Origin of the sequence: Texcoconibacillus texcoconensis (genome assembly GCF_014202575.1) — a bacterium.
Lineage (GTDB): Bacteria > Bacillota > Bacilli > Bacillales > Salisediminibacteriaceae > Texcoconibacillus > Texcoconibacillus texcoconensis.
Map to the genome: position 1 here is coordinate 216295 of NZ_JACHHB010000002.1, position 26939 is coordinate 243233.

General features: G+C 40.8%; 23 protein-coding genes. 11 read left to right on the forward strand and 12 right to left on the reverse strand.

All coding sequences use genetic code 11. The annotated features are described in order from the left end of the window. Nucleotides 1-123 precede the first annotated feature (123 nt). Together HNQ41_RS03055 and HNQ41_RS03060 are read left to right on the forward strand one after the other, a co-directional pair. Complete coding sequence (locus tag HNQ41_RS03055) at nucleotides 124-1116, forward strand: ParA family protein (RefSeq protein WP_184662946.1); 993 nt, start codon at nucleotides 124-126, stop codon at nucleotides 1114-1116. Continuing rightward, nucleotides 1113-1538, forward strand: a complete 426-nt coding sequence (locus tag HNQ41_RS03060; RefSeq protein WP_184662947.1) for a hypothetical protein — start codon at nucleotides 1113-1115, stop codon at nucleotides 1536-1538. The genes HNQ41_RS03055 and HNQ41_RS03060 overlap by 4 nt, the downstream gene beginning before the upstream one ends. A 63-nt stretch (nucleotides 1539-1601) precedes the next feature. Here the strand turns inward: HNQ41_RS03060 and HNQ41_RS03065 are convergent, their stop codons facing one another. Both HNQ41_RS03065 and HNQ41_RS03070 read right to left on the reverse strand, forming a co-directional pair. After that, nucleotides 1602-2027, reverse strand: a complete 426-nt coding sequence (locus HNQ41_RS03065) for a DUF4870 domain-containing protein (protein ID WP_184662948.1) — start codon at nucleotides 2025-2027, stop codon at nucleotides 1602-1604. Between the two features lie 116 nt (nucleotides 2028-2143). Continuing rightward, on the reverse strand, nucleotides 2144-2623 hold the full coding sequence (locus tag HNQ41_RS03070; RefSeq protein ID WP_184662949.1) for a hypothetical protein: 480 nt from the start codon (nucleotides 2621-2623) through the stop codon (nucleotides 2144-2146). 431 nt (nucleotides 2624-3054) lie between these two features. On the opposite strand from HNQ41_RS03070, the gene htpX reads away from it, so the two are divergent. Beyond that, nucleotides 3055-3972, forward strand: coding sequence for a protease HtpX (gene htpX / locus HNQ41_RS03075; protein ID WP_184662950.1), 918 nt, complete (start codon nucleotides 3055-3057; stop codon nucleotides 3970-3972). On the opposite strand, the gene HNQ41_RS03080 is transcribed toward htpX, so the two are convergent. After that, on the reverse strand, nucleotides 3969-4313 hold the full coding sequence (locus tag HNQ41_RS03080; protein WP_184662951.1) for a hypothetical protein: 345 nt from the start codon (nucleotides 4311-4313) through the stop codon (nucleotides 3969-3971). The genes htpX and HNQ41_RS03080 overlap by 4 nt on opposite strands. 102 nt (nucleotides 4314-4415) lie before the next feature. On the opposite strand from HNQ41_RS03080, the gene HNQ41_RS03085 reads away from it, so the two are divergent. Both HNQ41_RS03085 and HNQ41_RS03090 read left to right on the forward strand, forming a co-directional pair. Then, on the forward strand, nucleotides 4416-4712 hold the full coding sequence (locus HNQ41_RS03085; protein WP_184662952.1) for a hypothetical protein: 297 nt from the start codon (nucleotides 4416-4418) through the stop codon (nucleotides 4710-4712). Between the two features lie 172 nt (nucleotides 4713-4884). Next, nucleotides 4885-5085: a hypothetical protein gene (locus HNQ41_RS03090; RefSeq protein WP_184662953.1), complete on the forward strand. Its 201-nt coding sequence runs from the start codon at nucleotides 4885-4887 to the stop codon at nucleotides 5083-5085. 384 nt (nucleotides 5086-5469) lie between these two features. On the opposite strand, the gene ku is transcribed toward HNQ41_RS03090, so the two are convergent. Continuing rightward, the gene (gene ku / locus HNQ41_RS03095; protein WP_184662954.1) at nucleotides 5470-6321 is read right to left on the reverse strand and encodes a non-homologous end joining protein Ku; all 852 of its coding nucleotides are present in this window, start codon (nucleotides 6319-6321) and stop codon (nucleotides 5470-5472) included. A 99-nt stretch (nucleotides 6322-6420) separates the two neighbouring features. On the opposite strand from ku, the gene ligD reads away from it, so the two are divergent. Both ligD and HNQ41_RS03105 read left to right on the forward strand, forming a co-directional pair. Then, nucleotides 6421-8226, forward strand: coding sequence for a DNA ligase D (ligD, locus tag HNQ41_RS03100; RefSeq protein ID WP_184662955.1), 1806 nt, complete (start codon nucleotides 6421-6423; stop codon nucleotides 8224-8226). 187 nt (nucleotides 8227-8413) lie between these two features. Then, nucleotides 8414-10150 carry a methyl-accepting chemotaxis protein gene (locus HNQ41_RS03105; protein ID WP_246421465.1) on the forward strand — a complete coding sequence of 579 codons (1737 nt, stop codon included), beginning with the start codon at nucleotides 8414-8416 and terminating at the stop codon, nucleotides 10148-10150. Nucleotides 10151-10645: 495 nt separating this feature from the next. Here HNQ41_RS03105 and HNQ41_RS03110 read toward each other — a convergent pair whose 3' ends face one another. The 5 genes from HNQ41_RS03110 to HNQ41_RS03130 all read right to left on the reverse strand — a co-directional run bounded on the left by HNQ41_RS03110 (nucleotide 10646) and on the right by HNQ41_RS03130 (nucleotide 17803). Beyond that, nucleotides 10646-11731 carry an SDR family oxidoreductase gene (locus tag HNQ41_RS03110; RefSeq protein WP_184662956.1) on the reverse strand — a complete coding sequence of 362 codons (1086 nt, stop codon included), beginning with the start codon at nucleotides 11729-11731 and terminating at the stop codon, nucleotides 10646-10648. A 239-nt stretch (nucleotides 11732-11970) separates the two neighbouring features. After that, nucleotides 11971-12885: a CBASS cGAMP-activated phospholipase gene (locus tag HNQ41_RS03115; protein WP_184662957.1), complete on the reverse strand. Its 915-nt coding sequence runs from the start codon at nucleotides 12883-12885 to the stop codon at nucleotides 11971-11973. Between the two features lie 400 nt (nucleotides 12886-13285). Then, a complete protein-coding gene (locus HNQ41_RS03120; protein ID WP_184662958.1) occupies nucleotides 13286-14461 on the reverse strand; it encodes a dicarboxylate/amino acid:cation symporter in 1176 nt (391 codons plus the stop codon). Between the two features lie 210 nt (nucleotides 14462-14671). Further along, complete coding sequence (gene nhaC, locus HNQ41_RS03125; protein ID WP_184662959.1) at nucleotides 14672-16078, reverse strand: Na+/H+ antiporter NhaC; 1407 nt, start codon at nucleotides 16076-16078, stop codon at nucleotides 14672-14674. 354 nt (nucleotides 16079-16432) lie between these two features. Further along, complete coding sequence (locus HNQ41_RS03130; RefSeq protein ID WP_425506948.1) at nucleotides 16433-17803, reverse strand: hypothetical protein; 1371 nt, start codon at nucleotides 17801-17803, stop codon at nucleotides 16433-16435. Nucleotides 17804-17953: 150 nt separating this feature from the next. On the opposite strand from HNQ41_RS03130, the gene HNQ41_RS03135 reads away from it, so the two are divergent. The 4 genes from HNQ41_RS03135 (at nucleotide 17954) to HNQ41_RS03150 (ending at nucleotide 22267) form a co-directional block, all read left to right on the forward strand. Continuing rightward, a complete protein-coding gene (locus HNQ41_RS03135) occupies nucleotides 17954-18502 on the forward strand; it encodes an HD domain-containing protein (protein WP_221301830.1) in 549 nt (182 codons plus the stop codon). Between the two features lie 118 nt (nucleotides 18503-18620). Then, on the forward strand, nucleotides 18621-20219 hold the full coding sequence (mbcS, locus tag HNQ41_RS03140; protein ID WP_184662961.1) for an acyl-CoA synthetase MbcS: 1599 nt from the start codon (nucleotides 18621-18623) through the stop codon (nucleotides 20217-20219). A 288-nt stretch (nucleotides 20220-20507) separates the two neighbouring features. Then, a complete protein-coding gene (locus tag HNQ41_RS03145) occupies nucleotides 20508-21599 on the forward strand; it encodes a nitric oxide synthase oxygenase (RefSeq protein ID WP_184662962.1) in 1092 nt (363 codons plus the stop codon). Between the two features lie 149 nt (nucleotides 21600-21748). Continuing rightward, the gene (locus tag HNQ41_RS03150; protein ID WP_184662963.1) at nucleotides 21749-22267 is read left to right on the forward strand and encodes a CBO0543 family protein; all 519 of its coding nucleotides are present in this window, start codon (nucleotides 21749-21751) and stop codon (nucleotides 22265-22267) included. Nucleotides 22268-22377: 110 nt separating this feature from the next. On the opposite strand, the gene HNQ41_RS03155 is transcribed toward HNQ41_RS03150, so the two are convergent. The 3 genes from HNQ41_RS03155 to HNQ41_RS03165 form a co-directional block, all read right to left on the reverse strand. Then, entirely contained in the window at nucleotides 22378-23205 is an 828-nt protein-coding gene (locus HNQ41_RS03155) for a response regulator (protein ID WP_184662964.1), read from the reverse strand. Nucleotides 23206-23471: 266 nt separating this feature from the next. After that, on the reverse strand, nucleotides 23472-24908 hold the full coding sequence (gene hpaB, locus HNQ41_RS03160) for a 4-hydroxyphenylacetate 3-monooxygenase, oxygenase component (RefSeq protein WP_184662965.1): 1437 nt from the start codon (nucleotides 24906-24908) through the stop codon (nucleotides 23472-23474). Between the two features lie 118 nt (nucleotides 24909-25026). Continuing rightward, a complete protein-coding gene (locus tag HNQ41_RS03165) occupies nucleotides 25027-26748 on the reverse strand; it encodes a sensor domain-containing protein (RefSeq protein ID WP_184662966.1) in 1722 nt (573 codons plus the stop codon). Between the last annotated feature and the right edge of the window lie 191 nt (nucleotides 26749-26939).

Genomic DNA, 26939 nt, shown 5'->3' on the forward strand with positions numbered 1-26939 from the left:
TTCTTTTGTTAGGTGCATCGTAACTTTATCTTCAGCGCGAGATGTCTTTGCAAAAATTGTGTATCTTCACCATTTATATTGAATAACCATCAAAGAGTGACGATCAAGAATTGGGGGATCTATATGAACAGAGAAGGAAAGGTCATCAGTATTATTAACTGGAAAGGTGGTGTTGGGAAAACGACGCTGACCCACCATTTGGCTACAGGATTACAGCATTTGTCTCTTGATGATCTCGAAAAATTATTGGGGGAGCGCCGCTTTCCGAAAGTGTTACTCGTTGATGCTGACGCGCAATGTAACTTATCGATTTCATGTTTAACGGCGAATCAGTTTGAGAATCAAGTTTTTCGTAATGAAGAACCTTTACCGACAATGAGAGATTTAGTCGATGAGTTTATTGAACGAAAGTCGATGACAAGTGAAATTGACGATTTTATCTTAAAAAAAATTGTGCGAAGCGATGATCAGAAAGTTTACACAAACATCGACATGATTCTTTCACACCCGGATCTCATTTATACAGATATGAATATTGCTGTCTACTCAAAACAACCGAGCTTCAAAGATAATCTACTCGGATCAGACATTTATAAGTTTCAAATTTTAGATGAAATCCTCACACCGCTGAAACAAACGTACGACTTCATATTTATCGATTGTCCGCCGAACCTACATTATCTTACGCAAAATGCCTTGTATGTTAGTGACGACTATTTAATTCCTACGATCCCTGATACGCTTTCTTCTTACGGCATTATTTCCATTAGCCATAAAGTCAACGAACTGAATAATCTGTTTGCTCAGCGAGTGAGAGATTATGTGAACACTCATTTGATTGGCATTGTCGCCAATAACATTCGCGAACACCGTAATCAACCAAAAGAATCCCAGGCTCAAGTTTTAAATAAACTTAAGGCTGCGTTTCATAGTGGGGAAGTGTTTGAAAATTACTTAACTTATGGTGATGGGATATCGAAAGCCTCGGCTTCTGGTTACCCTGTATTTGCCTTAGAAAATACGAACCAAACGACACAAAAACAATGCCTTCAAGCTCAAAATATCGTTAAGGAGTTTCTGCAGAGATATAGGAAAGGAGTTTCACCATCTGTATGAAAGTTAAAGACATGATTGATACAATGGAAAAACTTCTCCCGATTTTAAAAGAATATGAAAATGTCCACGTACATGACATGCTTGATGATATTTACAAGAAGGTCAAAAATGATCCTCAACCTTCTCAGCCGTCTCAACCTAAACCTCATACGACAACAACGGAAAAAACGACTACTAACACTGACATCAATTGTGCCAACATCATTTCAGCGATCGAAACGTTAGATAAAGATGACATCACACAATACTTACATAAATATAAAAAAGACGAACTCATTGCGATTGGCAAAGAAATTGGCCTTCATTTAAAAAAACGCGATAAAAAGGCTCTATTAATTGAAGCGATTGCCGACCACTTTAGTTTCATCCAACTAAATAAAAAAATCGCCAACCGAGAAGTTGACCAGAAAATATTTAATTAGACAGACAAAAAAACATGCGACGTCTTCACTGAGACGCGCATGTTTTTTCTTTGCTTGCTTAGGTTATTTGATACACCGAATGATTAATGGAACACGCGTCCATTTCCCACACGCAGCCAGAATAATGAGCACAATTAAAACCCCGATAAGAATGAATGAAGAAAGAATAAGGATGAAGAAACTAAAAAATCCTCCCATCGCCACAAGCAACCCTAAAAACGGAATATACGCCATAATGATTGCCGTAACATTTTCAAAGATTGAAAACAAAAAAATCACCAAAAGCAACACGACCATATATAAATGATAACTTAAGACAACATTAAAGTTTTGCTTTAGGTGATGATGAACAAATCGAGACTCGTCACCTAAAAAATAATAATAAATAAAGACAAATAAAATCGTAAATAACGGTATTGGAAAAACGATCGGTAGTGCATACCCTATCGCAACGATGAGTTTATCTTTAACTGGAATTGGCGAACTCATAAAATCCTCCTTCTTTTCTTTTAATGAGACAAGAAGCGAATGTGCCCTGTTACATCGAGTACTTCATGAATTGCGACATTTTGTTTCGTGTTCGGACATAGAACAATTCATCATGATTAATGTGATTTTTCATGCTGTTGTTTTTGTTTCTGCAAATCAATACGGTCGTAACGCTTTTCGTTTTCATACCAAGAAGCGTATCCAGCGACCCAACTTATCGCAACGATGAAAAATGATAGGAAAGTTAAAATCCCTAGGGAAAGTTCATTGAAAATATCTACGGGTGTCATACCATTCGCGGCAAATTGACCGAAGGAAACCACCGCCAAAATGATGACGGCACACCTTACCCCCATCCTTAATGTATTTTTCCACCTTGGTTGCTGGCGTCTCACTACCCATTTTTCGTGAAAGCGCTCGTCAAATCGCTTGTCTCCCCCCAGTAATATGAGATAACCCAAAAATGAGTATATGAATACGATGCCAACGTAATAAAAGATCGGTTGAGCAAATTCCACACGCATTGGAAATATCACTAAAAAGAGAAAGGTAGCCGCTAGCAACACGATACGAAACCATTTTGGTGCGTTCATCATCGATCTCCCCCTTTCTTTGAGGTCGTCGTCTGGAGGCGGTGTGGACATGTGTTCCGTTATATGATGAAACATAGGTTTTTTTGGCGTTGTTATGGACATGTGTTCCGTTATTCATCAAAAAAACGTTTCAAATCGGCAGTTTTTTTGAAAATAACGGAATATATGTCCGCGAACATGCTAAATTCATCGATTTTCACCTAAATAACGGAACATATGTCCGAGACATAGCCACCCCGTTCCATCTATTTGAACGTACGTTAATAAAAAATAAACACAGCCCTTCGATTCTAGCATACGAAACAACCATAATATGACAAAAAATCTCTAATTGCTACACATAATTCTGCCACTTCCCAATTACTCGAATTTGTGACAGAAGCCTTTCGATTATGTATAATAGAGTAGTTATCAACGAAATTGGAGGTGGAGGAATGGGTAAACGATTTTTATTTTTCCTATTAACAAACATTCTCGTCATGACGACGATTATCATTGTCTGGTCACTGATTACATCATTTACCGATATCGGAACGACATTTGATACTGGAGGCGCTGGATTAGGCATTGACTTGCAAGCGTTAGCCGTATTCAGCTTACTTGTCGGCTTCGCGGGATCATTTATTTCCCTTGCGATGTCACGCTTTGTGGCAAAGAAAATGATGAACGTCAAAGTATTAGATCCAAACGGCCCATTAAGCGCAAATGAACGTACAGTTGTTGAAAAAGTACACCGTCTGTCTCGAGCAGCTGGATTGACACATATGCCAGAAGTTGGCATCTACCAATCTCCTGAAGTAAACGCCTTTGCGACAGGCCCGACGAAGAAACGGTCGCTCGTTGCTGTGTCCTCAGGCTTACTCAACACGATGGATGATGATGCCGTTGAAGGCGTTATCGCCCATGAAGTCGCACACGTTTCAAACGGAGACATGGTGACAATGACACTTTTACAAGGGGTCGTCAACACGTTCGTCGTGTTCTTCTCAAGAATTGCCGCGATCCTCGCATCGCGTATGGTAAAACCTGAAATGCAAGGAATTGTCCGTTTTGCGGCAATCATTATTTTCCAAATCTTGTTCTCCATTCTCGGAAGTATTGTCGTCATGGCTTTCTCACGGTACCGCGAATTCCACGCCGACAGAGGCGGTGCAGACCTCGCTGGACGTGATAAAATGGCGCACGCACTCCGTTCCTTAAAAGGATATGTTGATCGTGCCAATGTCGAAAATCAACGCACCGATGATTCAGCAATCCAAACGATGAAAATTAACGGCAAAGGCGGCATGGCCAAGCTGTTTTCATCTCACCCGGATTTAGATGAACGAATCGCCCGTTTAGAACAACGCTAATAATAAACCTGAAACCAGTCGTAAGAGTACGACTGGTTTTCTTTTGAAGTGAAGGATAGGTCGTAAGTCCCAAATCGTTCGTAAATACTTAATTTTCGTTCGTAAACTTTGATTTTTCGTTCGTAAAACTGAAATTCCGTTCGTAAACTTTGATTTTTCGTTCGTAAAACTGAAATTCCGTTCGTAAACTTAGGTTTTCCCTTCAGGTGAACCGATTTTCCCTTCAGGTGAATCACTTTTTCCTTCAGGTGAACCGATTTTCCCTTCAGGTGAATCACTTTTTCCTTCAGGTGAAACGATTTTCCCTTCAGCTGAACCTGTTTTCCCTTCAGGTGAATCACTTTTCCGTTCGTAAAAATAAAATTTCGTTCATAAATACATTATTTGCATGACACATCAAAAAGAGGACACACTATCCTTTAGATAGAAAGGAGTGTATTTTCATGGATATCGATATCACATCACTCAGTCAAGACATGCCTGACTTTCATAATCATGAAGAAGCTAGAGAATGGTTTAAAAATCAGTTTCACGAGCGCTTTTCTTTAAGAAGTAGTGACGATGAGGATGGCAAAAAGGTATATTACTATCACCTCATCAAACACCCCGATCAATATGAACAATACATGGAAAGCTTTGCGAAAGAACAAGAAGGTCATGAAATTACCAATATGGAAACATTCGAAAGTTATTCAACGGTACAAATTACTGAGGACGGAGACATTCATTTTATTTCCTAGTTCTTAAGAAACGCTTATTGACCCCTCCATCACATATAACACGTCCTCCTTAAGACCCCCAACACTTAAGGAGGACATCCTTTTTCCCCTAAACAATTCCAATTACTCGGAACAAACAAGGAAATATGTTATAGTAAATAAAGTAACCATGATGGTAAAGGGGGAAAAGGAGTTGCCATATAATGCCTTAATGATTGCCGCTGCAATCATTTGTATCATTTCGTTAGTCGGTACGATCATTGTCGGGTTGAATCCTTTTGAGAAAAACTACGCAAAACGAACGACAAGAAGAATGGTCAATTTGACATCGATTTACATCGTCACATTCGTTCCTGCTTTTATTTTAACTTTTTACCTTTTTATAGTTAGGTGATTGAATTTCATCATTCGAAATAAGATATTGAATGACGAATAATAAATGGGGCTCCATTTCAGACGGACGCTTTTCCGTGAGCTTGTCTTCAGCTAACTTACGCTCGGCCAAGCCTCGCATAAGTGGGTCTTCAGACTGCGCTTTATCCTCTGGGAGTCGCAGTGTTTCGTTTCAGCCACCTTTTTTCATCCGTATATGAAATAATCATAAAACGGCATTATGAAATTTATTCAGGTAATAAAACAAGCGTCAGTGCTAAACAAACACCAACGCTTCGCTTGATCATACACAAAGATATCGTATATTTAACTTCTTTCACCCTTAGTCAAACAGGGTGTTTTTTCTTTCAAGTGTAGCGTCACCACAACATTCACATCCACACACTTATCCAGTCTTCTTCTTTTTCGTCGTTTTAGACGCCGTCGATTTGGCCCCCGTCGTTTTCTTTTTCCCGCTTGTTTTCTTCTTATTTTTATCAACCGATTTTTGCAAAGCTTCCATCAAGTCTGTCACATTGTCCTTCTTCGGCTCGCCTTTGGCGGTGACAACTTCTTTGCCCTTTTCCTTCGCCTCAATTAATTCAAGCAACTTCTTTCTATATTCATCTTCATATTTCTGCGGTTCAAACTCCGTTGATAGTTGATCAATCAATGTCTCCGCCGTTTTCAACTCTTTATCAGAAATATTTTCATCACTCGGTACCCCTGGCACATCTTCAGCAGCCCGAATTTCATCTGGATAGTGCAATGTCTCAACGAGCAACGTATTGTTATAAACGCGCAACAAAGCCAACTGCTCCTTGGAACGAATCATCATTTTCGCGACGCCAACTTTCCTTGTATCCGATAAAGCCTTACGCAACAAAGCATACGCCTTTGAACCACCTTCATTAGGCCCTAAATAATACGTTCTGTTAAAATAGATCGGATCAATTTCATCGATATCAATAAAATCCATAATTTCAACCGCTTTTTCATCCGCTTCCTGCTGCAACGACTTCATCTCTTCTTCACTCACAATCACAAAATCACCGTTCGTCGTCTCATAGCCTTTGACAAGATCATCATTTTCAACCTTCTCCTCACAAACAGGACACACCTTTTCATATTTAATTGGCGTGCTGCACTTTTCGTGAAGCGTACGAAACGACACATCCTTATCCTCAGTAGCAGCGAACATTTTGATCGGAATGCTCACAAGACCAAACTGCACACTCCCCTTCCACATCGTATGCATGCTACATCCTCCTCAAATCCTTTTTTTATATTGTGCATGCCGACACACCTTCTCATTCATACTAAATCTTAGATAATCACGCATAGAGGAGTCATGAACATGCAGTGGATGAAACCAACACGCACAGACGAACTGCCAAAAGGCGATCAATGGCACTACGAAATCAAATACGACGGCTACCGCGCCAAACTCACATGGGACGGAAAATCCCTCTCCATCACAAGCAAAAACGGCCACACCCTCGAAGACAAATTCCCAGAAATTAACACCCAAGACCTACCAACCGACAAAACCTTCGAACTCGACGGCGAACTCTCCATCCTAGACAACCTAGGCAAAGCCGACTTTTACACCCTTCAACGCCGACACAGACTACGAAACCAACGCACCATCCAAACCGAATCCAAAACCCGCCCCGCCACCTTCCTCGCCTTCGACATCCTGTCGATCAATGGCGAAAATCTTTTGAAGAAACCATGGCAAGACCGCAAGCATTTTTTAAAAGAAATGATGCTCTCCAGTGAACTTCCGATCAACCCAGACCCGCACGCCACATCCCGCGTGCAGTTTCTCCCCTCAACACAAGACCTTTCCGCCATCTTAGAAAAGGTCATGGTTTGTCGGAGTGAAGGAATCATAGCGAAACGAGCTACCGCGCAATATGAAAAAGGACGAACACGCAATTGGTTAAAATATAAAACGCCTTATTTAGTCAATTGCTTTATCACTGCTTACGAACCGAGTAACGAGTATTTTCGCCTCGGCGTGTTTAATCACACTGAAGGTGTAGCCTCTATCGGTAAGTGTGCGCACGGCTTTTCAGAAGCGGAGAAAGAAGCGGTCACATCGATTATTAAACAAAATGGAGATTGGAATGAGACGAACAATGTCTACGAAATCGAACCTTCGATCGTAACAGAAGTAGCCTATACAACACGGAAAAACGACGAACTGCGTGAACCACGGTTTGCTCAGTTAAAGTTGCAAACGCCTGCTAGCTCATGCACAGTAGCACAACTTCAAATGGCAGACCTAAGATTCCCAAGTACAGTTAAAATCACAAATCCTGAAAAGCCGCTTTGGACAAATAACCAAGTCGATAAACGAACTTATCTTCGTTACGTACGTTTCATAGCGCCGTTCGCGCTTCCATTTTTAAAAGATCGCCCTCTCACCGTCATCCGTTTTCCGCACGGAACGATGGAAGAAGGTTTTTTCCAAAAAGAATGTCCTGATTACGCACCTGAATTTGTTGAAACGACTGCTATTGAGGATACTGAATTTATATTGTGTAACCGCATTGAGACGATGCTCTGGCTTGCCAATCAGCTCGCACTCGAATGGCACATACCCTTTCAACGTCATCAAACAGAATACGTCGATGACATTGTTTTTGACTTAGACCCACCATCTGCGGAATATTTTCATTTAGCTATTAAAGGTGCTCTTTTGCTAAAAGAACTGTGTGATTCTTTAGGATTTCATTCTTTCGTGAAGTTTTCAGGAAACAAAGGCCTTCAAGTGTATATCCCACTCCCTGAAGACACCTATACGTGGGAAGACACAGCGAAAGTGACCGAAACATTCGGCACCTTTTTAACGGATAATCACCCTGATCTTTTTACAATGGAACGTTTGAAGAAAAAACGTGGGCACAAATTGTATCTCGATATTCCACAGCACCGCGAAGGAAAAACGATCATAGCGCCATACTCTTTACGAGGAAAAACGGACCCCCTTGTTGCCTGCCCTCTATTTTGGGAAGAAGTCAATGACTCGCTTGAGCGCACACAATTTACAATCGATCATGTGCTCGAACGTGTCACGTCAACCGGCTGTCCGTTTAGACATATCGAAGAAGTAAAGCGTTTACAACCTAAAAACTTCGAGTCGTTTAAATCATAGAAGTTCAGCGATTACATTGTACTTTGGCCGCATCTACCGTCTCCCCCTCGAAATTTTTTGAAATGTGTCAAAAATTGTTTTCATCTGTTCGATCATTCTCTATAATAAAGACAACTCAATCTCATAAGGAGGGGGAGCACTAAGCACCAAATAGAAGAATTAGAAACTAAAAACATGGGGGGTTGGCATGAAAGTTTCAAATGAACAAAAAGAGGGGAACATGAACAATTTTATAAGCAAACTCAAATTCGGCACGAAGTTAAACATTCTCGTCATTTCGATTTTGCTCGGTTTTTCTGCGATTCTTGGTTTCGTCGTGAACAGCCAGGTAACTCAAGGTATAGAAGAATCTGCGCGGGATAAAGCTTTATCCGACTTACATTTAGGGTTTGACTACATTGATCAACGGCTGCCTGGGGAGTGGCGCGTTGAAGGGGACGTTTTGTATAAAGGGGATACGCAGATCAATGAAAACATTGATCTCGTTGACGACATCGGTGAGATGATGCAGGGCACAGTGACCATCTTTCTCGATGACACGCGCGTAACAACAAACGTCATTGATGAACAAGGAAATCGAGCAATTGGTACACAAGCATCAGATGAAGTCATCCAAACTGTCCTATATGAGGAAGATACATATACAGGCGCGGCTACAGTCGTTGGTGAAGAATTTCAAACAGCCTACGATCCGATTTATAATGCCGATGGTGAACCGATTGGTATGTGGTATGTCGGTGCATCACAAGAATTTATTAACGAAACCATCTCCGACGTTATGCAAGGGTTCTTTATCGTTTTAGCTGTCGTCATTGCGATTGCCATCTCAGTCGTCCTTTGGTTCACACTACGTTTTAAAAAGCGTTTAGCAAAAGTGACGAATGCCCTTGAACTTGCCGGGCAAGGTGATTTCACAGCAAACGTCACGGACTCAGCGCAAGACGAATTAGGTCAATTGGCGCTTAGCTATAACCAAATGAAAGATAACTTAAATGAATTAATCAAAAAAGTCGCTTCATCCTCTGACCAAGTCGCTTCATCCTCAGAAGAGCTAACAGCAAGCGCCGAAGAAACGACGAAAGCGACCGATCAAATTTCCGAGTCTATACAAGAAGTCGCTTCTGGGTCTGATCAACAGTTAGAACACACGCAAAATGCAAAAGATATGACCGCAGAAATATCATCAGGTATGCAAGACATTGCTCATAATGTACAAGCCGTCAATGAATCATCCGTTGAATCAGCGAAAAAATCTTCTGATGGTAAACAAGTCATTGATCAATCCATTAACCAAATGCAAACGATCCAAGAAAAGACGAATACGACGACACAATTTATCGAACAATTAGGTACCAAATCCAATCAAATTGGTGATGTCGTTTCGTTAATTACTGATATCGCTGAACAAACGAATCTACTCGCCTTAAACGCAGCTATCGAAGCAGCACGTGCAGGCGAACACGGCAAAGGGTTTGCCGTTGTTGCAGATGAAGTCCGCAAACTTGCCGAGCAATCCGGTGAATCCGCAAAACAAATTAACAGCATGATTCAAGACATCCAGAGCGATATTCAACAATCGGTACAATCGATGGGAGAAGGAAAAGACGCCGTCGAAGAAGGAATGTCGTTTATCGACCAAGCCGGCAACTCATTTTCTGAGATCACACATACCGTTCATGATGTGTCCACACAAATCCAAGAAGTGTCAGCTGCCGTCCAACAAATTACTGCAAGCACAGAAACGATGGTCGAGTCTATGAACGAAACGACAAGCGTCGCACAAAGAACTGCGGGTTACACCCAAAACGTAGCCGCTTCCGCAGAGGAACAAAACGCCTCTATGCAAGAAATCTCAGCTGCATCTAACTCACTTGCAAAGATGGCCGAAGACCTACAACAATCGGTAAACAACTTCAAACTTTAATTAATCGTCCATGCAATAAACAAGCACACAAATTTATTGCATGGACGTCAACTTTTGACCACGCAAAAAACAACTTTAGAATCTCTAAAGTTGTTTTTTATTGCGCGAATATCCTTTTATTAAGGCTAGATTGTTGCTTTTTAAGAATCCGTTCACACTGGGGACGTTGATGATTTGAACCTCATGTGAATATGGATCGCGGCGTGGTTCATGGATCGCGGCTCGCGGACATACGTTCCGTTATTTCAGACAAATACGCCATTTTTAGGGATCGGACGGACATATGTTCCGTTAATCCTCTCTTTTGGAGGCCATAAAGGGCGATTTTTTGCAAATAGCGGAACTCATGTCCGAAGAAAGCTCAAAAACAGCCTTTTTCAAGTAAATAACGGAATCAATGTCCGGCTGAAAACGAAACAGTGAAGATGACCGCATTTAGCCAACTTAGCGTATCCACCTTTTGCTTCTCCGAGCTCACTTACGAATATCCTTTTATCAAATACTATTCGATGTGTTTTTACGATCACGATACGCATTAACAATACGGTGTAACATGGCTTCATCCATCGACACCGGCTCTTCTCCAGCTTTAGCTAACATCTCTTGCGTATTTTCATCTTCAAACGTGATCGAGCGGTTCATATACGATTGAAACACTTGCAACGGTTGGTTCAAGCGGATTTCTTCCTCAGTAAGATTCCCTACATTTTCATATGACACAAGCTCAACATATGGAAAATCAAAACTTTCCCTAATCACATTGTTTAACTGATCGTTGGTCGGCGGGTTCGGATTGGCAATATGATAAATCTTACCTGCCTCACCATAATTCAATACACACGCCAACACTTGCGTCACATAATCAACTGGAACAACCTGCGTCGTTTCATCTTTTTCAACGAGAATCTTCATTCCCGCTTCAATTCTTTCACGCTCAGCACCTTTCGCACGTGAATAACGCTTTTTCAAAAGCTCAATCGTTCTCATAACCCCGTAAAGGCCAAATGTCGTATCAGCCTCACCTGTTTTCGAATCACCAACAACGATCGCTGGGCGCATCACCATCACACGGAAATCATCCTGATATGACATGACTAACTGCTCCGCATGACACTTGCTTTCCTCATAAGCATTCACGAACGTCGTATCCTCCGGTGAATACAACGCCTCACGCCCTACACGACGATCTCCTAGCGTATATGCTGTACTTACATGAATAAACGTATTAACAGAAATCTCCTTTGCAAACGCTAAAAGGCGTCTCGTCCCTTCAACATTGACATGGAAAAGCTTCTCACGATCACGATCATCAAACGACAAATACGCCGCACTATGATAAACCACATCGATATTGCCATCTATATCATGACGAGACTGCTCCGATAAACCAAGGCCATCCTGCGTCAAATCCCCTTCTAGCACGGTCACTTGCTCTTGTTCACGCAACGACAGCGAATCAATCAACTTGTCCATTTTGCTCTTCGTACGTGCCAAAAGGAATAAATGATGCCCCTCGTCAAGCAATCTCCTCACAAAACGTGAACCTAAAAAACCTGCTGCACCTGTAATAAAAATATTCATTCAACCAAACTCCTCATAATGCGTTTTCAAAACTCCCTTCCTTCTATCATACACGAAAACCCCTGCCTTTGTGCAGAAAAATGTTGGTTAAAACAAAATTTTGACGAAATTTGTAAAACATTTATAGAAGAAAAGAAGTTGTAAACATCCACCTCACTTTCCGTGATTGGCTCATGACAAAACGTTTCAAAACACAAGACGCCAACAGAAATGGCGCCTCATTTTTTATATTTCCGAAACTAGACTCCTAAAAACTTTTCAATCTCTTCTCTCCGCTCATGGAACAATTGCTTTCCTAATTCCGTCATTTCTTCCATCGACTCGACATCATCAATGGGGATTTCTTTACCGAGGTTTTTGTTTAAACGCATGTACCGCTTACCTAGTAATTGCTGACATTGATATGAAACGGATTCTGATGTCAAATGGAGCATTAAGTCAATCAGTTTCGGCGTCACTTTCATTGACGGTACATTGACTGGAAGCCACCTGTTTAACCCCCAAGAGGCGTCTTCATCAACCGTAAAATCAATTTTTTGTTCCCCTGTACCGATAGAAACAATTTCAATGTCACTCATCGGCTTCTCAAAAAAATCAACCGCTTCTGTTAAACAAACAAAGGATGGATTATTCGCCCACAAACCACCGTCAACCGACAATAAGTCGCCTTCCATAATATTTGGTGGGAAATAAATCGGTGCCGCACTAGAGCAAATAACCGCTTCAGAAAGTTTTAATGATAGGTCGTCTTCGGCATCGGGATGACCGAAGTTCGAGCGATAAATATACGGTTCGGCGTTCGTCACATCAGACGCCGTCAAAAGAAGGGGTTTATCGATATCTGCGAGTGTCACATTACCAAACACATACTTAAAAAAACGGCGCAACCCCCGGTGACTGTACATACTTTTTAATAACCCGATTTTTGCTTGTCGAGCAAATATTTTCTCCCCAAAATGAAAATAGCCGTCCAGTACATTACTCATTGACTTATGCGTAGCGATTGAGGAGGCGATGATGGCTCCTGTACTCGTCCCTGCCACGACGTCGAAATATTCGCCGATAGGCTTTCCATATGTTTTTTCGATTTCCTTCAAGATGGAAACAGCGAATACGCCGCGCATGCCGCCACCATCAATACAAAGCATCCTCATGAACATTCACCTATTCTTTATTATGATATATTTACCATTTTAGACCATTTTTTCATGATATGGAAATGATAAAGTGAAAATGATACATGTCGTGGCCAACGAAATTTGGACATTTGTGGGAGGGGTACAATATTGTTGTTGTGAGAGCTAGGAAATGATGGTTTGGAGAACGAACGGACATGAGGTACGTTATTTGTGGCAAAAAGTATGATTTGAAGGGGGTCGCGGACATTCATTCCGTTAATTGGTGTTAAAACATCTAAAAACAAGTGATTTGTAGCAAGTAACGGAACACATGTCCGCAACAACGCTCAAAACGCTTATTTTCATTCAAATAACGGAACCTATGTCCGCGCTCTTCCTGTCCTTCTTTCAAAGTCAGAATCTAACACGATGCTAGCTATGCGACTTCTTCACTGCCTCCATTTGCGACGCCTTTTTCCTTCGCAAATCGATTGACAATTAAGTTGATTGCACCATCTCCAGTGACGTTTGTCGCTGTTCCGAAGCTATCTTGAGCCATGTATAAAGCAATCATTAGACCGACTGCAGCATCCCCCATACCTAACATGGATGTTAATACACCCATAGCAGCCATAATCGCGCCTCCTGGAACACCAGGTGCTGCGATCATAATCACACCAAGCATCATAATGACCGGAAGCATTTCAGCAAATGTCGGCATTGTATATTCACCTAACACCGACATGACAGCAACTGCACAGGCAACGATGGAAATCACACTACCGGATAAATGGATCGTTGCACAGAGCGGTACACCGAAGTTCGCGATTTTATCATCTACGTTGTTACGTTTCGTCTGTTTTAACGTTACTGGAATTGTCGCTGCACTACTCATCGTCCCTATTCCTGTGAAGTATGCTGGCAACATATTTTTCATGAGCTTAAATGGATTTTGTTTCGTGAGCGTCCCAGCCGTTACAAATTGTAACGTCATCCACACCCAGTGGGACAAAATCGCAACGAGTAAAACGACACCAAAAACTTGCAATGTATCAAATACTGCACCTTCTGCAGCTAATTCTACGAAAATCCCCGCAATATAGATTGGTAGAAATGGAATGATGATTTTCAGGATCACCAAGTCGATGATCTTCTTCCCTTCGTCAAACACGTTCATTAACATTTGACTGTTCGTTTTTGCGATACCAATACCGAACATAAATGCCATCACTAACGCCGTCACAACACCCATGAGTGGTTCAATTTCTAATTGGAAAAAACCTGTTATTCCTTCCCCTTCAGAAACAGGTTGCTCTGTTGCACTGATCATCGGCATCACCGTCACTGCGACGAAGAAAGCAAAGATTCCAGCGAGAATCGTTGATGCATAAGCCGTACCAACCGTTGCTCCAACGAGTTTCCCAGACTGACTACCGAGCTTGGACACCCCTGCAACGATGAAAAATAGAATAATAAATGGAATAACAAAATTAATAAATTCACCGAAAATTTCTTTGACCGTCACGAAAAACTGCGTGACCCAGTCAATGTTCATAAGACCGATAAGAATACCTGCAATAATTCCTGCGACCAATTTAAGAATAAGTTTCATTGTTGTTTCTCCTCCTCAAGCTGTTAACGCCTTTCGCTGTTTTATACTTTTCATATTATGCACGCCTGTGTCGAAAAAGCCAAGAAAAAATTCTCTCACAAAGGAAAATTGTCTCCTATTTATAGACATTATTCACTATATGGATTTTTGTCCATAATAAAAAGACAGATCTCACATTATAGACGGTGAGATCTGCCAGAAATTAACTTTTTATGTTTTTTTAGCCATTCCGATACCAGTAAAACCGTAGAACATTGTAATCAATGGACACAGCAAACAAAAGAACGCATACGGTAAAAATTCTAGTACAGAAACTTCAAGGACACTCGACATAAATACACCCGCAACACCGTATGGAATCAATGCATTAATGACCGTACCACCAGATTCCAACGCACGAGATAAATCTTTGCCCTGCAAACCCATTTCCCGATAACGATCTGAAAACGCCTCACCGGTTAAGACAACGGACATGTATTGTTCACCTAAGCTAATGTTAAGCCCCATCGCTGTCAAAACAGGTGTTGCAACTGCGCGTCCTGATGTCGTCATCCATGTGCGCAGTTTATTCATCAACGCTTCGATGACGCCGAGTGTAGACAAAATGCCGCCCATGCTAAGCGCTAAAATCAATAGTGATACCGCCCACATCATGCTTTGGATGCCACCGCCATTGACGAGGGCATCGACTTGTTCATTGCCACTTGAAATCTCAAAGCCATTTTGAATTAACGGCATCCATTCATTGACCGCCAGCTGCCCTTCAAACGCGACGGCTGTGAGAAAACCAACGCCTATCCCTGTTAGCATTGTTGGAATTGCTGGTACTCTTTTTGCTGCCAAGATAATGACAACAACGGCAGGAATCAGTGCTAGAACATGGACGTGGGTCGCCTCACGCAATGCAGCCATCCAAGACTCCACTTCTGTTGTCGGCGCTGTTTCTTGGCCACTGCCAATAATGAAAAATAACACCATCGTGATCACTGCTGCTGGCACCATCGTCCACAACATGTGACGGATATGCTCAAATAAGTCAACTTTACACACAGATGACGCTAAATTGGTCGTATCACTCATCGGACTCATCTTATCTCCAAGTAAAGCACCGGAAACAACGGAACCTGCGACCATTGCTAAATTGACATCTAAAGCGGTCCCCATCCCCATAAACGCAATCCCGACCGTTGACACCGTCGTAAAGGAACTGCCGATGGAAATCCCAATGATTGCCGTCACAAGAAACACACTTGGTAAAAACAGTGCCGGCGAAATCATGTTAAAGCTGTACGCAATTAATGTCGGAAGCGTCCCCGCCTTCATCCATACAGCAATTAAAATCCCTATAAGCATAAAAATCATAATCGGCACAATACCAGACTGAATTCCTTTAATGATTCCTCGTTCCACAACTGACCATGACTGGCGTTTCAAAGCATTATAGATTGCTAAAAAAGAAATTGATAAAAACAGCGGTACATGTGGTTGGGCTTCAAATACCATCAACGACGTACCGATAATAAAAAGCACAGACGCAATCACAAACAGCGCCTCACGACCACCCATCACCACTTTTTCTCCATTTGATGGTCGGTCTTCCTGATCGACATGACCCATTTCTTCATCCCCCTTATTTGTAAAGAAAAGAAATCTGCAACTTCAGCTTAGCATTTCCTTTACCATTTACTTTCATATCCTAAATTGTGTTAGATGTATTTCACATTTTCAAAGTAATCGCAGACAACACTTAACTACTTAAACGCTTAAACGCTTTTAAGTGCTAAAGCGTTTGGTTGTGATAAAAATTTTACTGGGTTATCGTTAAGAAGTCAAGGGGAAGGCAAGCATGACTTTATGCGAACATTGTATGCCCGCTTATCCTCCTCAACGACTATAGAATCCAGTGAACCTCTCCCTCCTAAATCTCAGATGATAGAAGGGGAATGGTCGCTATATGTCGTTCAATCGACACTATAACAACAAGAACGCCACCAGTACACCAACGGCCCCAAACATCAGAGAAAACGGCATGTTTCTTAACGTAATTCGGTAAGGATTTTCCTCAGTATTCATCGATGTCATCGTGACAGTAACACCGTATGTTCCAACACTTGCAGTCGCAAGTGCACCTGTTATGAGGACAATCCCGATACTTAGTGGATTGACGATTTCAAGCAATGGCTGGATGATTTCACCTAAAATCGCAATCGTCGCAACTGGGTGCATGCCAATCATACTCATCAATAAATAAGTGAGCTGAATTAAAATTAAAATAAGAAGAGGCGTGTCACTCACATACAAAAATGGTTCTTGAATCACACCAAGGAATGATGTTTCATTCAAACTATTAGAAAAGAACGCCAGTGATACAAACAAGACGACAAAGTTTTGCATGCCATTTGTGCGCAACTTCCATGTTTTCCACCCGATCTGGACAAATCGACGAACCCTACGCATCATTAATGCCCACGCAAAAGAAAATGGAAGAATAACGAGTGTGACCGCCAAAATGAAATCTAAATCAAAGGTATTTCCAAACGTCACAACGACGGATAAAAAGGTCATTAGCGCAATGGACAATTGGATAATAGGGGTGGCAACTTTGCGCAATTCAATGGATTCAGTGCTCATTACTGAATTCCCTTCATATTCCACATTTGAAAACGTCTTTCTTCCCCACAACCAATCGATAACAAGAACGATGAAGGAGGTTAACAGTAACCACGGTAAATACACCAAGTAACTCACACCAGTTATATCAACAGTGAGAGCAACCATAATTTCCATCGGACTCCAAATGAGCGCGAGGGTGAATGCGCGTAGTGTCGTCCGACTAATAAACGAATCTCGTACTCTTTTCTTCATATTTTTCAAATTTTCAAGGAGTACACCTTGTGATAAAGATATCGCTGATAAGTTTAGAAACGTGCATAATATGTAAGTCGTCAGTGAACTTCGCATATAAAGTTGACCTAAATGATCGACGTTTCCCTTCATCAAATCATTAATCCGTCGGTCGTAAAGACCTGCCCGCACGACGCTATTGATCCATGGTAGTACGGTTAAAAAAGCGAGCAGATTCAATGTCGATGTCATATGATAAGGAATTTGCGTCCAAGGTAAACCTGCTAACATAAACATCGATAACCCAACTACAATAAATATACTTCCTAAAATCCGAAACAAACGGCTCGCACCATAAAAAGATAAACCGAGCATCGGAATCGCTAACAGCCCGACGATATATTCAACGACATCGTTACCGACAAACGTATTCACGATAAAAAGCCCTAGGATCAGTGAATAGATCACATATAAATAAGGCTGCACAGAACGTATCAATTCGTTCATCCCCTTTGCAGAACTATTCGACACTCGAAACTTTCATATGATTTAATTGTAACATTTTTAGTACTATTTTTTATCCGTTTCAAAATCATCTATCTCCAATGTTATGATAAAGTGAGTTCATTTTTGAAAAGGGTGACCTACATGAACAACCTGATTTCTTTTATTAAAGACATTGAAAAAATGAAAGAACAGACAAGAACAGCGTGGACAAGTTCTGGCACTCAAGAGACAGTCGCCGAACACTCGTGGCGACTTGCGATGTTTCTTCTCGCACTTGAAGAAGACATCGCTGATTTTGACATGAATAAAACAATCAAAATGGCGCTTGTTCACGACCTAGGGGAAGTCTACGAGGGAGATACTTCTGCAAAGTTTGAAATCGACCATGAGGATAAATTTGCACGCGAAGAAAAAGCGATGTTACATTTGACCGAACAGCTTCCTAAAGAAACAAAACAACGTTTCCTTTCATTATGGTACGAGTATCAAGAAGGTGAAACAAACGAGGCGAAACTTGTAAAGGCGCTCGACAAAATCGAAACGATTATTCAACATAATCAAGGAGCACTCCCAAAAAACTTTGATTATCATTTCAACCTAGAGTATGGGAAAAAACACGCTGATATCGCCCCTATAGTAAAACGTATTCGTGAACATGTTGACTGTGAGACGAGGCAGCAATTGAAGTGAAGAAAATAGACGCACAAAAGTTCATTCAACTTTGATTACATAAATGATTCTATCTGTTCTGATTTTTCTGTATAATGATAAAAAGAAATATTATTGAACATATTGAAGGAGTGGAATGATGAAACAAGAAGCATTACTTGCCCCAGCGTATTATAATTTAGCTGAGGAAGTAGAAAAGTTTTCCGACGACCCAAAACGCTTAGCCATTAAATGGCTAAATGACGATGGAACATACCGGACCATGACCTATGTTGAACTCATCGAACAAGCCAATCAATATGCAAATACATTATTGAAAAAAGGCATTCAAAAAGGCGACCGTATTCTCGTCATTTTACCACGCCTACCTGAAGCCTATGTTACTTACTTAGCTTGTATTAAAGCTGGATTGGTCGTCATCCCTTGCTCAGAAATGTTGCGAGCGAAGGACTTAGAATACCGAATGACCCACTCAGGAGCGAGCGCAGTCATTGCTTACTCAGCTTGTACGTCGGAATTCGACCAAATCGACCTTCCACTCCCTAACTTACAGGAAAAGTTTACGATCGGCGATGACTTACCAGGATGGACGTCCCTCACAAATCTAGCAAAAAATGAAAGCACCTCCTACCAAGGAGCGACAACAAAACAAGACGACATGGCCTTTTTACCATACACTTCAGGAACGACAGGCAACCCTAAAGCCGTCGTTCATACACACGGATGGGCGTTTGCTCATTTACGCACCGCTTCAAAAATGTGGCTCGATGTTAAAGAAGGAGACACCGTCTGGGCAACAGCCGCGCCTGGTTGGCAAAAGTGGATTTGGAGCCCCTTCTTATCAACGATCGGTATGGGCGCAACTGCTTTTGTTTATAACGGAAGGTTTGATCCGAAACAATATATGCAGTTACTTCAGGATCATGAAATTAATGTGTTATGTTGTACGCCAACAGAATATCGCCTCATGGCAAAACTGGATAACCTGCAAGATTTCACACTACCGAAGCTAAGAAGCACCGTCTCAGCAGGTGAGCCATTGAACCGACAAGTGATTGATACATTTAAAGAGCATTTCAATGTCAATGTGCGTGACGGTTACGGGCAAACGGAAAACACCCTATTAGTTGGGACATTACTAGACATGGAATTACGGCCTGGCTCCATGGGTAAACCGACACCAGGAAACACCGTCGAGATTATTAACGACGAAGGCCATCCCGTTGGACTTGGTGAAGTCGGTGACATTGCCGTCCATAAAAGTACACCTGCTTTATTTAAAGAATATTATAATGAACCAGAGCGAACGAGCAAAACTTACCGCGGGGATTGGTACATTACTGGCGACCAAGCGAAAAAGGACGAAGACGGGTACTTCTGGTTTGAAGGACGACGCGATGATATTATCATTAGTTCTGGCTACACGATCGGTCCCTTTGAAGTCGAAGATGCACTTATGAAACATACAGCTGTAAAAGAGTGCGCTGTCGTCGCAAGCCCCGATCCTGTTCGCGGACACATCGTCAAAGCATTTATCGTTTTAAGAAACCCTGACTATCACAACGATAATGAAACATTAACGAAAGAAATCCAAGATCACGTTAAAAACCTGACTGCACCTTACAAATACCCACGAAAAATAAGTTTCGTCGACTCATTACCAAAAACAACTTCCGGGAAAATTCGCCGCATTGAACTTCGCTTACAGGAAGAAGCGCAAAACGAGCAACATGCATAGTAAGCTTGTTGCGCATACGGAAAAGCAAATAAGTATGCTGTAAGTAGCTGAGAAGCTTGGCCTAAGTCACCAAGCTTCTTTTTAGTAAAGTACCGTTTAATGGACATGGCACTGTCCTATTATAATCAGAAATGATTGAACCAATAACCGAAGTACAGATCGAAAAATCAAACGTACCTTAACCAAAACGTGAGAATAGCGTTTTCATGTAAGTGATTTCAAACTCAGTTATAATGATATAAACTACAACTACATTAAAAAGATCTTTCTGATAACGAGGTGCCTATTGTGCAAACAAACGATAATCTCTTGCAAAAAGCTGAGCGATTTATTTATACATGCTATGAGGAACTTGGGAAAGAAACAGATGAAATCGTCACTAGAATCAATCAAATAAGAAAAGAAATTGAAGAAACTGGTCATTATGACCATACTTATGAAGAACTTGTACATGGAGCAAAAATGGCTTGGCGAAACAGCAATCGCTGCATTGGGAGGCTTTTCTGGGATCGTCTTCACGTATTTGATGCAAGGCATGCAGAAACAGCAACCGAAGTTGCTGAAGCATCCAAACAACACATTCAATACGCTACAAATGATGGAAAAATCATTCCTACCATCACCATCTTCAAACCAGTCATACGAGGTAAAGAACAAGTGCGCATTTGGAATTATCAACTTATTCGCTACGCAGGTTATCAAACTGAAGACGGTATCATTGGCGATCCTGCCTCGGTTGACTTTACAACCGCATGTACAAAAATGGGATGGAAAGGACATGGAACACATTTCGATGTTTTACCATTGGTCATTCAAATGAATCAAGGAGCCCCTCAATGGTTTGAGATTCCTAAAGATATCGTTTTAGAAGTCCCAATCAAGCACCCTGAACTTAATGAATTTGAAGATTTACAGTTAAAGTGGTACGGTGTGCCGATCGTGTCTGATATGCGCTTAGAAATTGGTGGCTTGCATTATACAGCCGCCCCATTTAATGGATGGTATATGGGAACAGAAATTGGTGCGCGGAATTTTGCTGATGAAGGTCGCTACAACATGTTGCCTAAAGTAGCATCTCTTATCGGCTTAGACACAAAAAAATACTCTTCCTTATGGAAAGACAAAGCTTTGGCTGAGTTAAACGTGGCCGTGCTTCATTCCTTTAAAGAAAACGGCGTGAGTATTGTCGACCACCATACAGCCGCTTCCCAATTTAAGCAATTCGAAGAAAAAGAAAAGAAAGAAGGACGAAACGTTACTGGAGACTGGACGTGGCTCATCCCTCCTGTCTCACCAGCAACAACACACATTTTTCACCGTTCATACAACGATTCGATTGTCACACCTAACTACTTTTATCAAGACGCTCCGTATGACTGAAGGTCACAGAAAGGACCTCAGTTCAAATGGAGATAACGACATTTCCCCTTAACTATTTCTTTATATGAACTTTCACGCGGAAAGAATAAATCGTCCGGTGATGTTAAACCATATTTAGAAGTAATAAACAGAAAAAGGGGAATGCCATGATGAGTGAAAAAAAGTTCTTATGGGCATTGTTTGGCTTAGGAATTATTGCCTTTCCTTGGGTTATTTTTAGAAAAGCTCCATTGAAGGACTGGGTGATCGTCTACTTTATCGTAGGGTTTGTTTCTGGAATTATTGACAACATTGTTACAGCTAAAGGCTTTTTAAGATATCCTGTCAAAGCATTTCCAAGGTTCTTTAATGTATCTTGCACTTTTGATTTTGTCGTATGCCCTTTGATGAATGTGATTTATAATCAAGTTACTTATCACGATAAACCTCATAAGACTGTGTTGAAATTATTTTTGTTCATTACACCTATGACTTTGTTTGAAACCTTTTTAGAAAAAAATACAAATCTCATTCAATGGAGAATGGGGTGGAAGTGGTACCATACTTATGTATCGATTTTTATAAAGTACCTTAGCGTTCGTTTTATCATGACGCTCATCCGATACTCTTCTTATTTGCAAAACGTATATGTTGATAAAAAGTCAATAAACTTTGATGTTGAGCAATAAACCTTCAGTATTATTCGAGTCGTTAAAAAGATCCAAAAAAGCTTCCTTTCACTATAAAGGAAGCTTTTTCTATTTAAACATACACATCTAGGGAGGTATCAGTCATTTGATTATTCTTCAGAAGGCTGAACTTTGTTTTCTTGAATTTCTAACGCCTTTTGTACCGTATGAAGAATTGCCTCTGGATTCTTATCACTTTGTTTCAAGCGACGAAAAGTAAAATCTAAAAGCTCCTGGTGGTTTTGGCATTCATCGGGATACGTCGTCATTCCTAATCGAATATGATTGACACTTTCATGCTGTTCAATATGATGTAACAGTTTTTCTGCAACGACTAAAGATCCAATTTTCGGTGTGATCGGAAAGATGAACATGAGGCGATTGCCATATTCATAAATCATGTCAACTTTGCGAAATAGCCGCCTACATTCCTTTTTCAACCTTTTCATCATTTGCATTTTTTCGTTATAACTCATATCATCTCTTATCTCTAAAAGCATCATACTCACAGGGTAGCCCCCGCGCTCGGCACGGGCGACTTCATTTGAAAGTAAATCATCAACCTGTATCGTAATCGATGATACTGGCAGTATTTTCTTCACACGATCGACGACATCTTCTTGATCAAAGGGACGAAGAATAAAGTCGATCACCCCAACATTGAGCGCTTCTTGAAATTGGCTTTCTGTAATTCCCTCCGTAATAAGAACGACAGGAACATTCCTTTGTTTGTGTAAGTCTTTCAACAATTGTATCGACTGCTCAGTATCTATATAATTACTTAGAAGAATAAGGTTTGTTTCCTCTAATATATCAAATTGCGTCGATAACATTTGTAACGAGTCAAAATCATAAGCATTATAACCATTTTCAATCAAAGAATTTTTCATAGAATGACGAACAATATGTTTTGGTTCAATAACAACGACAGTCCCCATTTAAAACCACCTTCAACGATCTAGTCTTTATTCCCATTGTGTACACGCATGATTCTTACGTCAATATTTTTTAAGAAAAAAGGATAACAGCACGTTATCCCTTTTCATCAACTACCATTTAAACTTGTTCATTGATGTTTGTAATTCTTCAGCCATCTTCGCCAACGTATTAGCCGCAGCATTAACCTTAATTAGATTAATGAACAAAAAAACTACCTGCAACATCGGAGACATTCACTCCAACATTCAGGTAGTTTATTTTCCAATCAGTTATTTAAAAACTGACTCACACGATCAACAAAACGGCTTTTATCATACTTAAAATATAACGCGCCCATTAACCGTATCGGATCGCCAAAAAAGAACTTTTCATACAATGATTGTCTCGTTCCAAACGAACTCATACATAAATCCCATGCCAATCGAAACAGCTTCACCCGCTCTTCAGCATTTTTCGTTTTCGCTTGTAAATATTTATCTAAATCTCCCCGAATCACTTCTTCAAAATCTTTTTCTGTCGGAATCGAGATCATTCCACTTGCCCCTAGAAGTTGAATGAATTCTGTCATTTTTGGATATTGACGCTGAAAAGTCGTAACCGCTGCATAAAGCGGTTTTAACGCTGGAATCATCACTCCATGATCTTCTTCTGCTTCAATTTCAGCTTTCAATAACAAAGCCTTCATCGATTCAAGTGTCATAATCATTTCCGCGAGCTTTTCTTGCACATGTTGATACTCGCTAATATTAATTGTATCAACAATTTGTTGCGCCACCCCAAGCACAAACTCCAATTTTACAACTTGCCTTGAGACAACTTGATGCATCGCCATATTTGTAAACGAGCCCTCACCTGTTAATTTAGCCGGTGCTTGAATGTTGTCATAGTAAAACACCCGCTCCCAAGGAACGACGACATCATCAAATACAACAAGCGCATCTACCTCTTCAAAGCGAGAACTTAACGGATAATCAAACGTGGATTCCCTGCCAGAAAAAGACTCCCGACATATAAACCTTAACCCTTCTGTATTAGTAGGGATCGAAAAAGCATAAGCGTACGATTTATCCATAACGTTCGCCGTCGAATAAACGATCATCTCATCCGTGATTCCACCTTGTGTCGCAAGCAGCTTTCCACCCCTAACCACAAGGCCCTCGTCATTACGATCGACAACCTTTGCTGCAATCGTGTCATCGTCATCTTCAGTAAAATAATGAGCAGAACGGTTCACTTGCGGATTGATAAATGCATGCGTAAACGACAAATCCTTTTCCCGCGCCCGCTCATATACAGCTTGAATATGATCCGGGAAACAATTTTTCTCACCTTCTAACAAATGCTTAGAAGCCGCAAAAGACATCAACGCCGTATTCATATAATCCGGACTTCTCCCCAACATCCCAGCATGCGTCCGCGCCCACTCTTGAACCATCAGACGCCGCTTCTCAAGATCCTCCTTCGTCTGCGGAATCATATACGACGTCCCGACCCGATCCCCTGTCCCCGGCGAACGATAAGTCATAACGTCTTGAAGCGAAGAATCCAACTGCAAATCATAAAGCGCAGCCTGACTCTTTATAACCCCTTTATAAGCAAAATGTTCAGATATGTTCCCTTTTACCTGCTCTCCGTGAATCCAGACATCCGATTGCAATTGGTCAATTCGACGAATATATTCCACACCTGATATTGCGCCCAAGCCTTTTCACCTCACTGAATGATCGCGTTCATTTTTGCAAGTTTCACCTTCATTACATTATTGAAAGGAACTTTTAATTATTCTTACAAATGGTGAAAAAAGCTTGGGCAAAGGGAAATTATTTTTGATCATACATTTGAAACGTATTCCTCCCCGACTCTTTCGCACGATACAGGGCAGCATCAGCTTGTTTATAAAGCGTCAGCTTATCTTCACTGGCATTTGGATAAATACCGATACCTATACTAACAGTGATAGGTAAATCCATTTCATCAAGCTCTAAAGGCTTCTGCATCTGGTCAACAAGTTGCTTAGCAAATGAGACCGGTTCTTCTTCACTTTCTATTTCTTCAATTAAAATCGCAAATTCATCCCCACCAAGACGAGCAAACTGGGAACGATCGTTAAGCAACTGACTCACCCTTGAGGTGAAAGAGGTTAACAATTCGTCACCTACCACATGACCATACGTATCATTCACTTGTTTAAAATGATCTAAATCAAGCATGATCAGTGCACACTGCTCATCCTGCGCATTTGACTTTTCTATCACGGTATCTAATAGATTCTCAAATTGCCTTCGGTTTGCAATATTCGTTAAACAATCATGTGTAGCTAAATGTCTTACTTGTTGCTCTATTCTTTTTTGTTCACTGATATCAGAAATCACGCCATCAAGACGAATGAGTTCACCTCTATCATTCAAAATCGGTGTCGTATGATCTTGAACCCATTTTACATCTCCTTGTTTATCAATAATACGATATTGATGAGTCAGCGGGTACCCTTCATAAAGGAGTGGTTGTCTCTCTATAAATGCACCATAGTCTTCTGGATGCACAAGGCGCTCCCAACGCTCTCCTAAGTCATAGAAATCTTGAAAACAATACCCGGTGATGTCAGTTATGCGTGGTGAAAAGTACAACGTTTCATGTTCTTTCATGTCCATCGACCAGATACCGACACCTAATCCTTCGTAAATGTTCTTTAATAATAAATCTTGTTCTTCAACTTTCCCTTCGATTTTTTTAAATTCCGTAATATCTTGAAAAACAGCAATGACCCGATCTAAATTTCCGTTATGATCCACGGTACAACTCAAATGAAAATCAATCGTTCGTTCTGCTCGATCATTTTGACGAATGATTTGAAATTGTTTACGCATATCTCGTTTTTCATTTACCGATCTTTGATACTCATGTTGAACACACCTACAGTCATTAGCTGGCAAGAGAATATCGAATAGCTCATGGGGTGGGCAACAACGGTGGGGTCCGTCAATGCCTAAAACATCGTACAAATTTTCTGAACAATAAGCATGCTCTTGTTTGACATCATAATCCCAACTTGCGATGTTGGCCACCGCTTGTGTTTGATGCAGCAATTCACTACTTCTCAAATATTCACGTTCTCTTCTCCGGTCTTTTGTAATATCTTTACAAACGATGAGAATTCCAATTATTTCTTCGTCAACAACAATGGGTGTGTAAGTCATATCAACATATAGATCTTTTTCAACAGTGCGAAAAACAGCTTCAAACCTTTGAGCGATCCCTTCAGTCGCCTTTTGGAAATGAACCTTCACTATGTCTTTATAATCATGATGGACTTGACTAAAAATTGAAGTACCCATTACCCGGTGATGAGAATTTAATATTTCATAAGCTTTCGGATTATAGTAACGAATCAGACTACTAGTATCAACAATATAAACGATATCGTCGTGACGGGTATACAATGATTCAAACAGACCTAGGTTTTTCTTGGAGTCTAGCTGGTGAGTGAACTTACATTGATTCAATACCGATAGACTACACGCCTTCTTTTCGAAACTTATCAAGATACTCACCCCAAAGTGTGATTTTCGATCCATATGAAGGGATTCGATTTTCAATGACAAGACGTTCTGACAATGTGAATCATTATTATGTTTAGAATGATATACTTTGTGTTGCATGTTTGTGGAGGGCGGTATGTTATGAATGGGAAGTTATATTTATATAAAGTTAACAATTGAATCTATAGAATTAG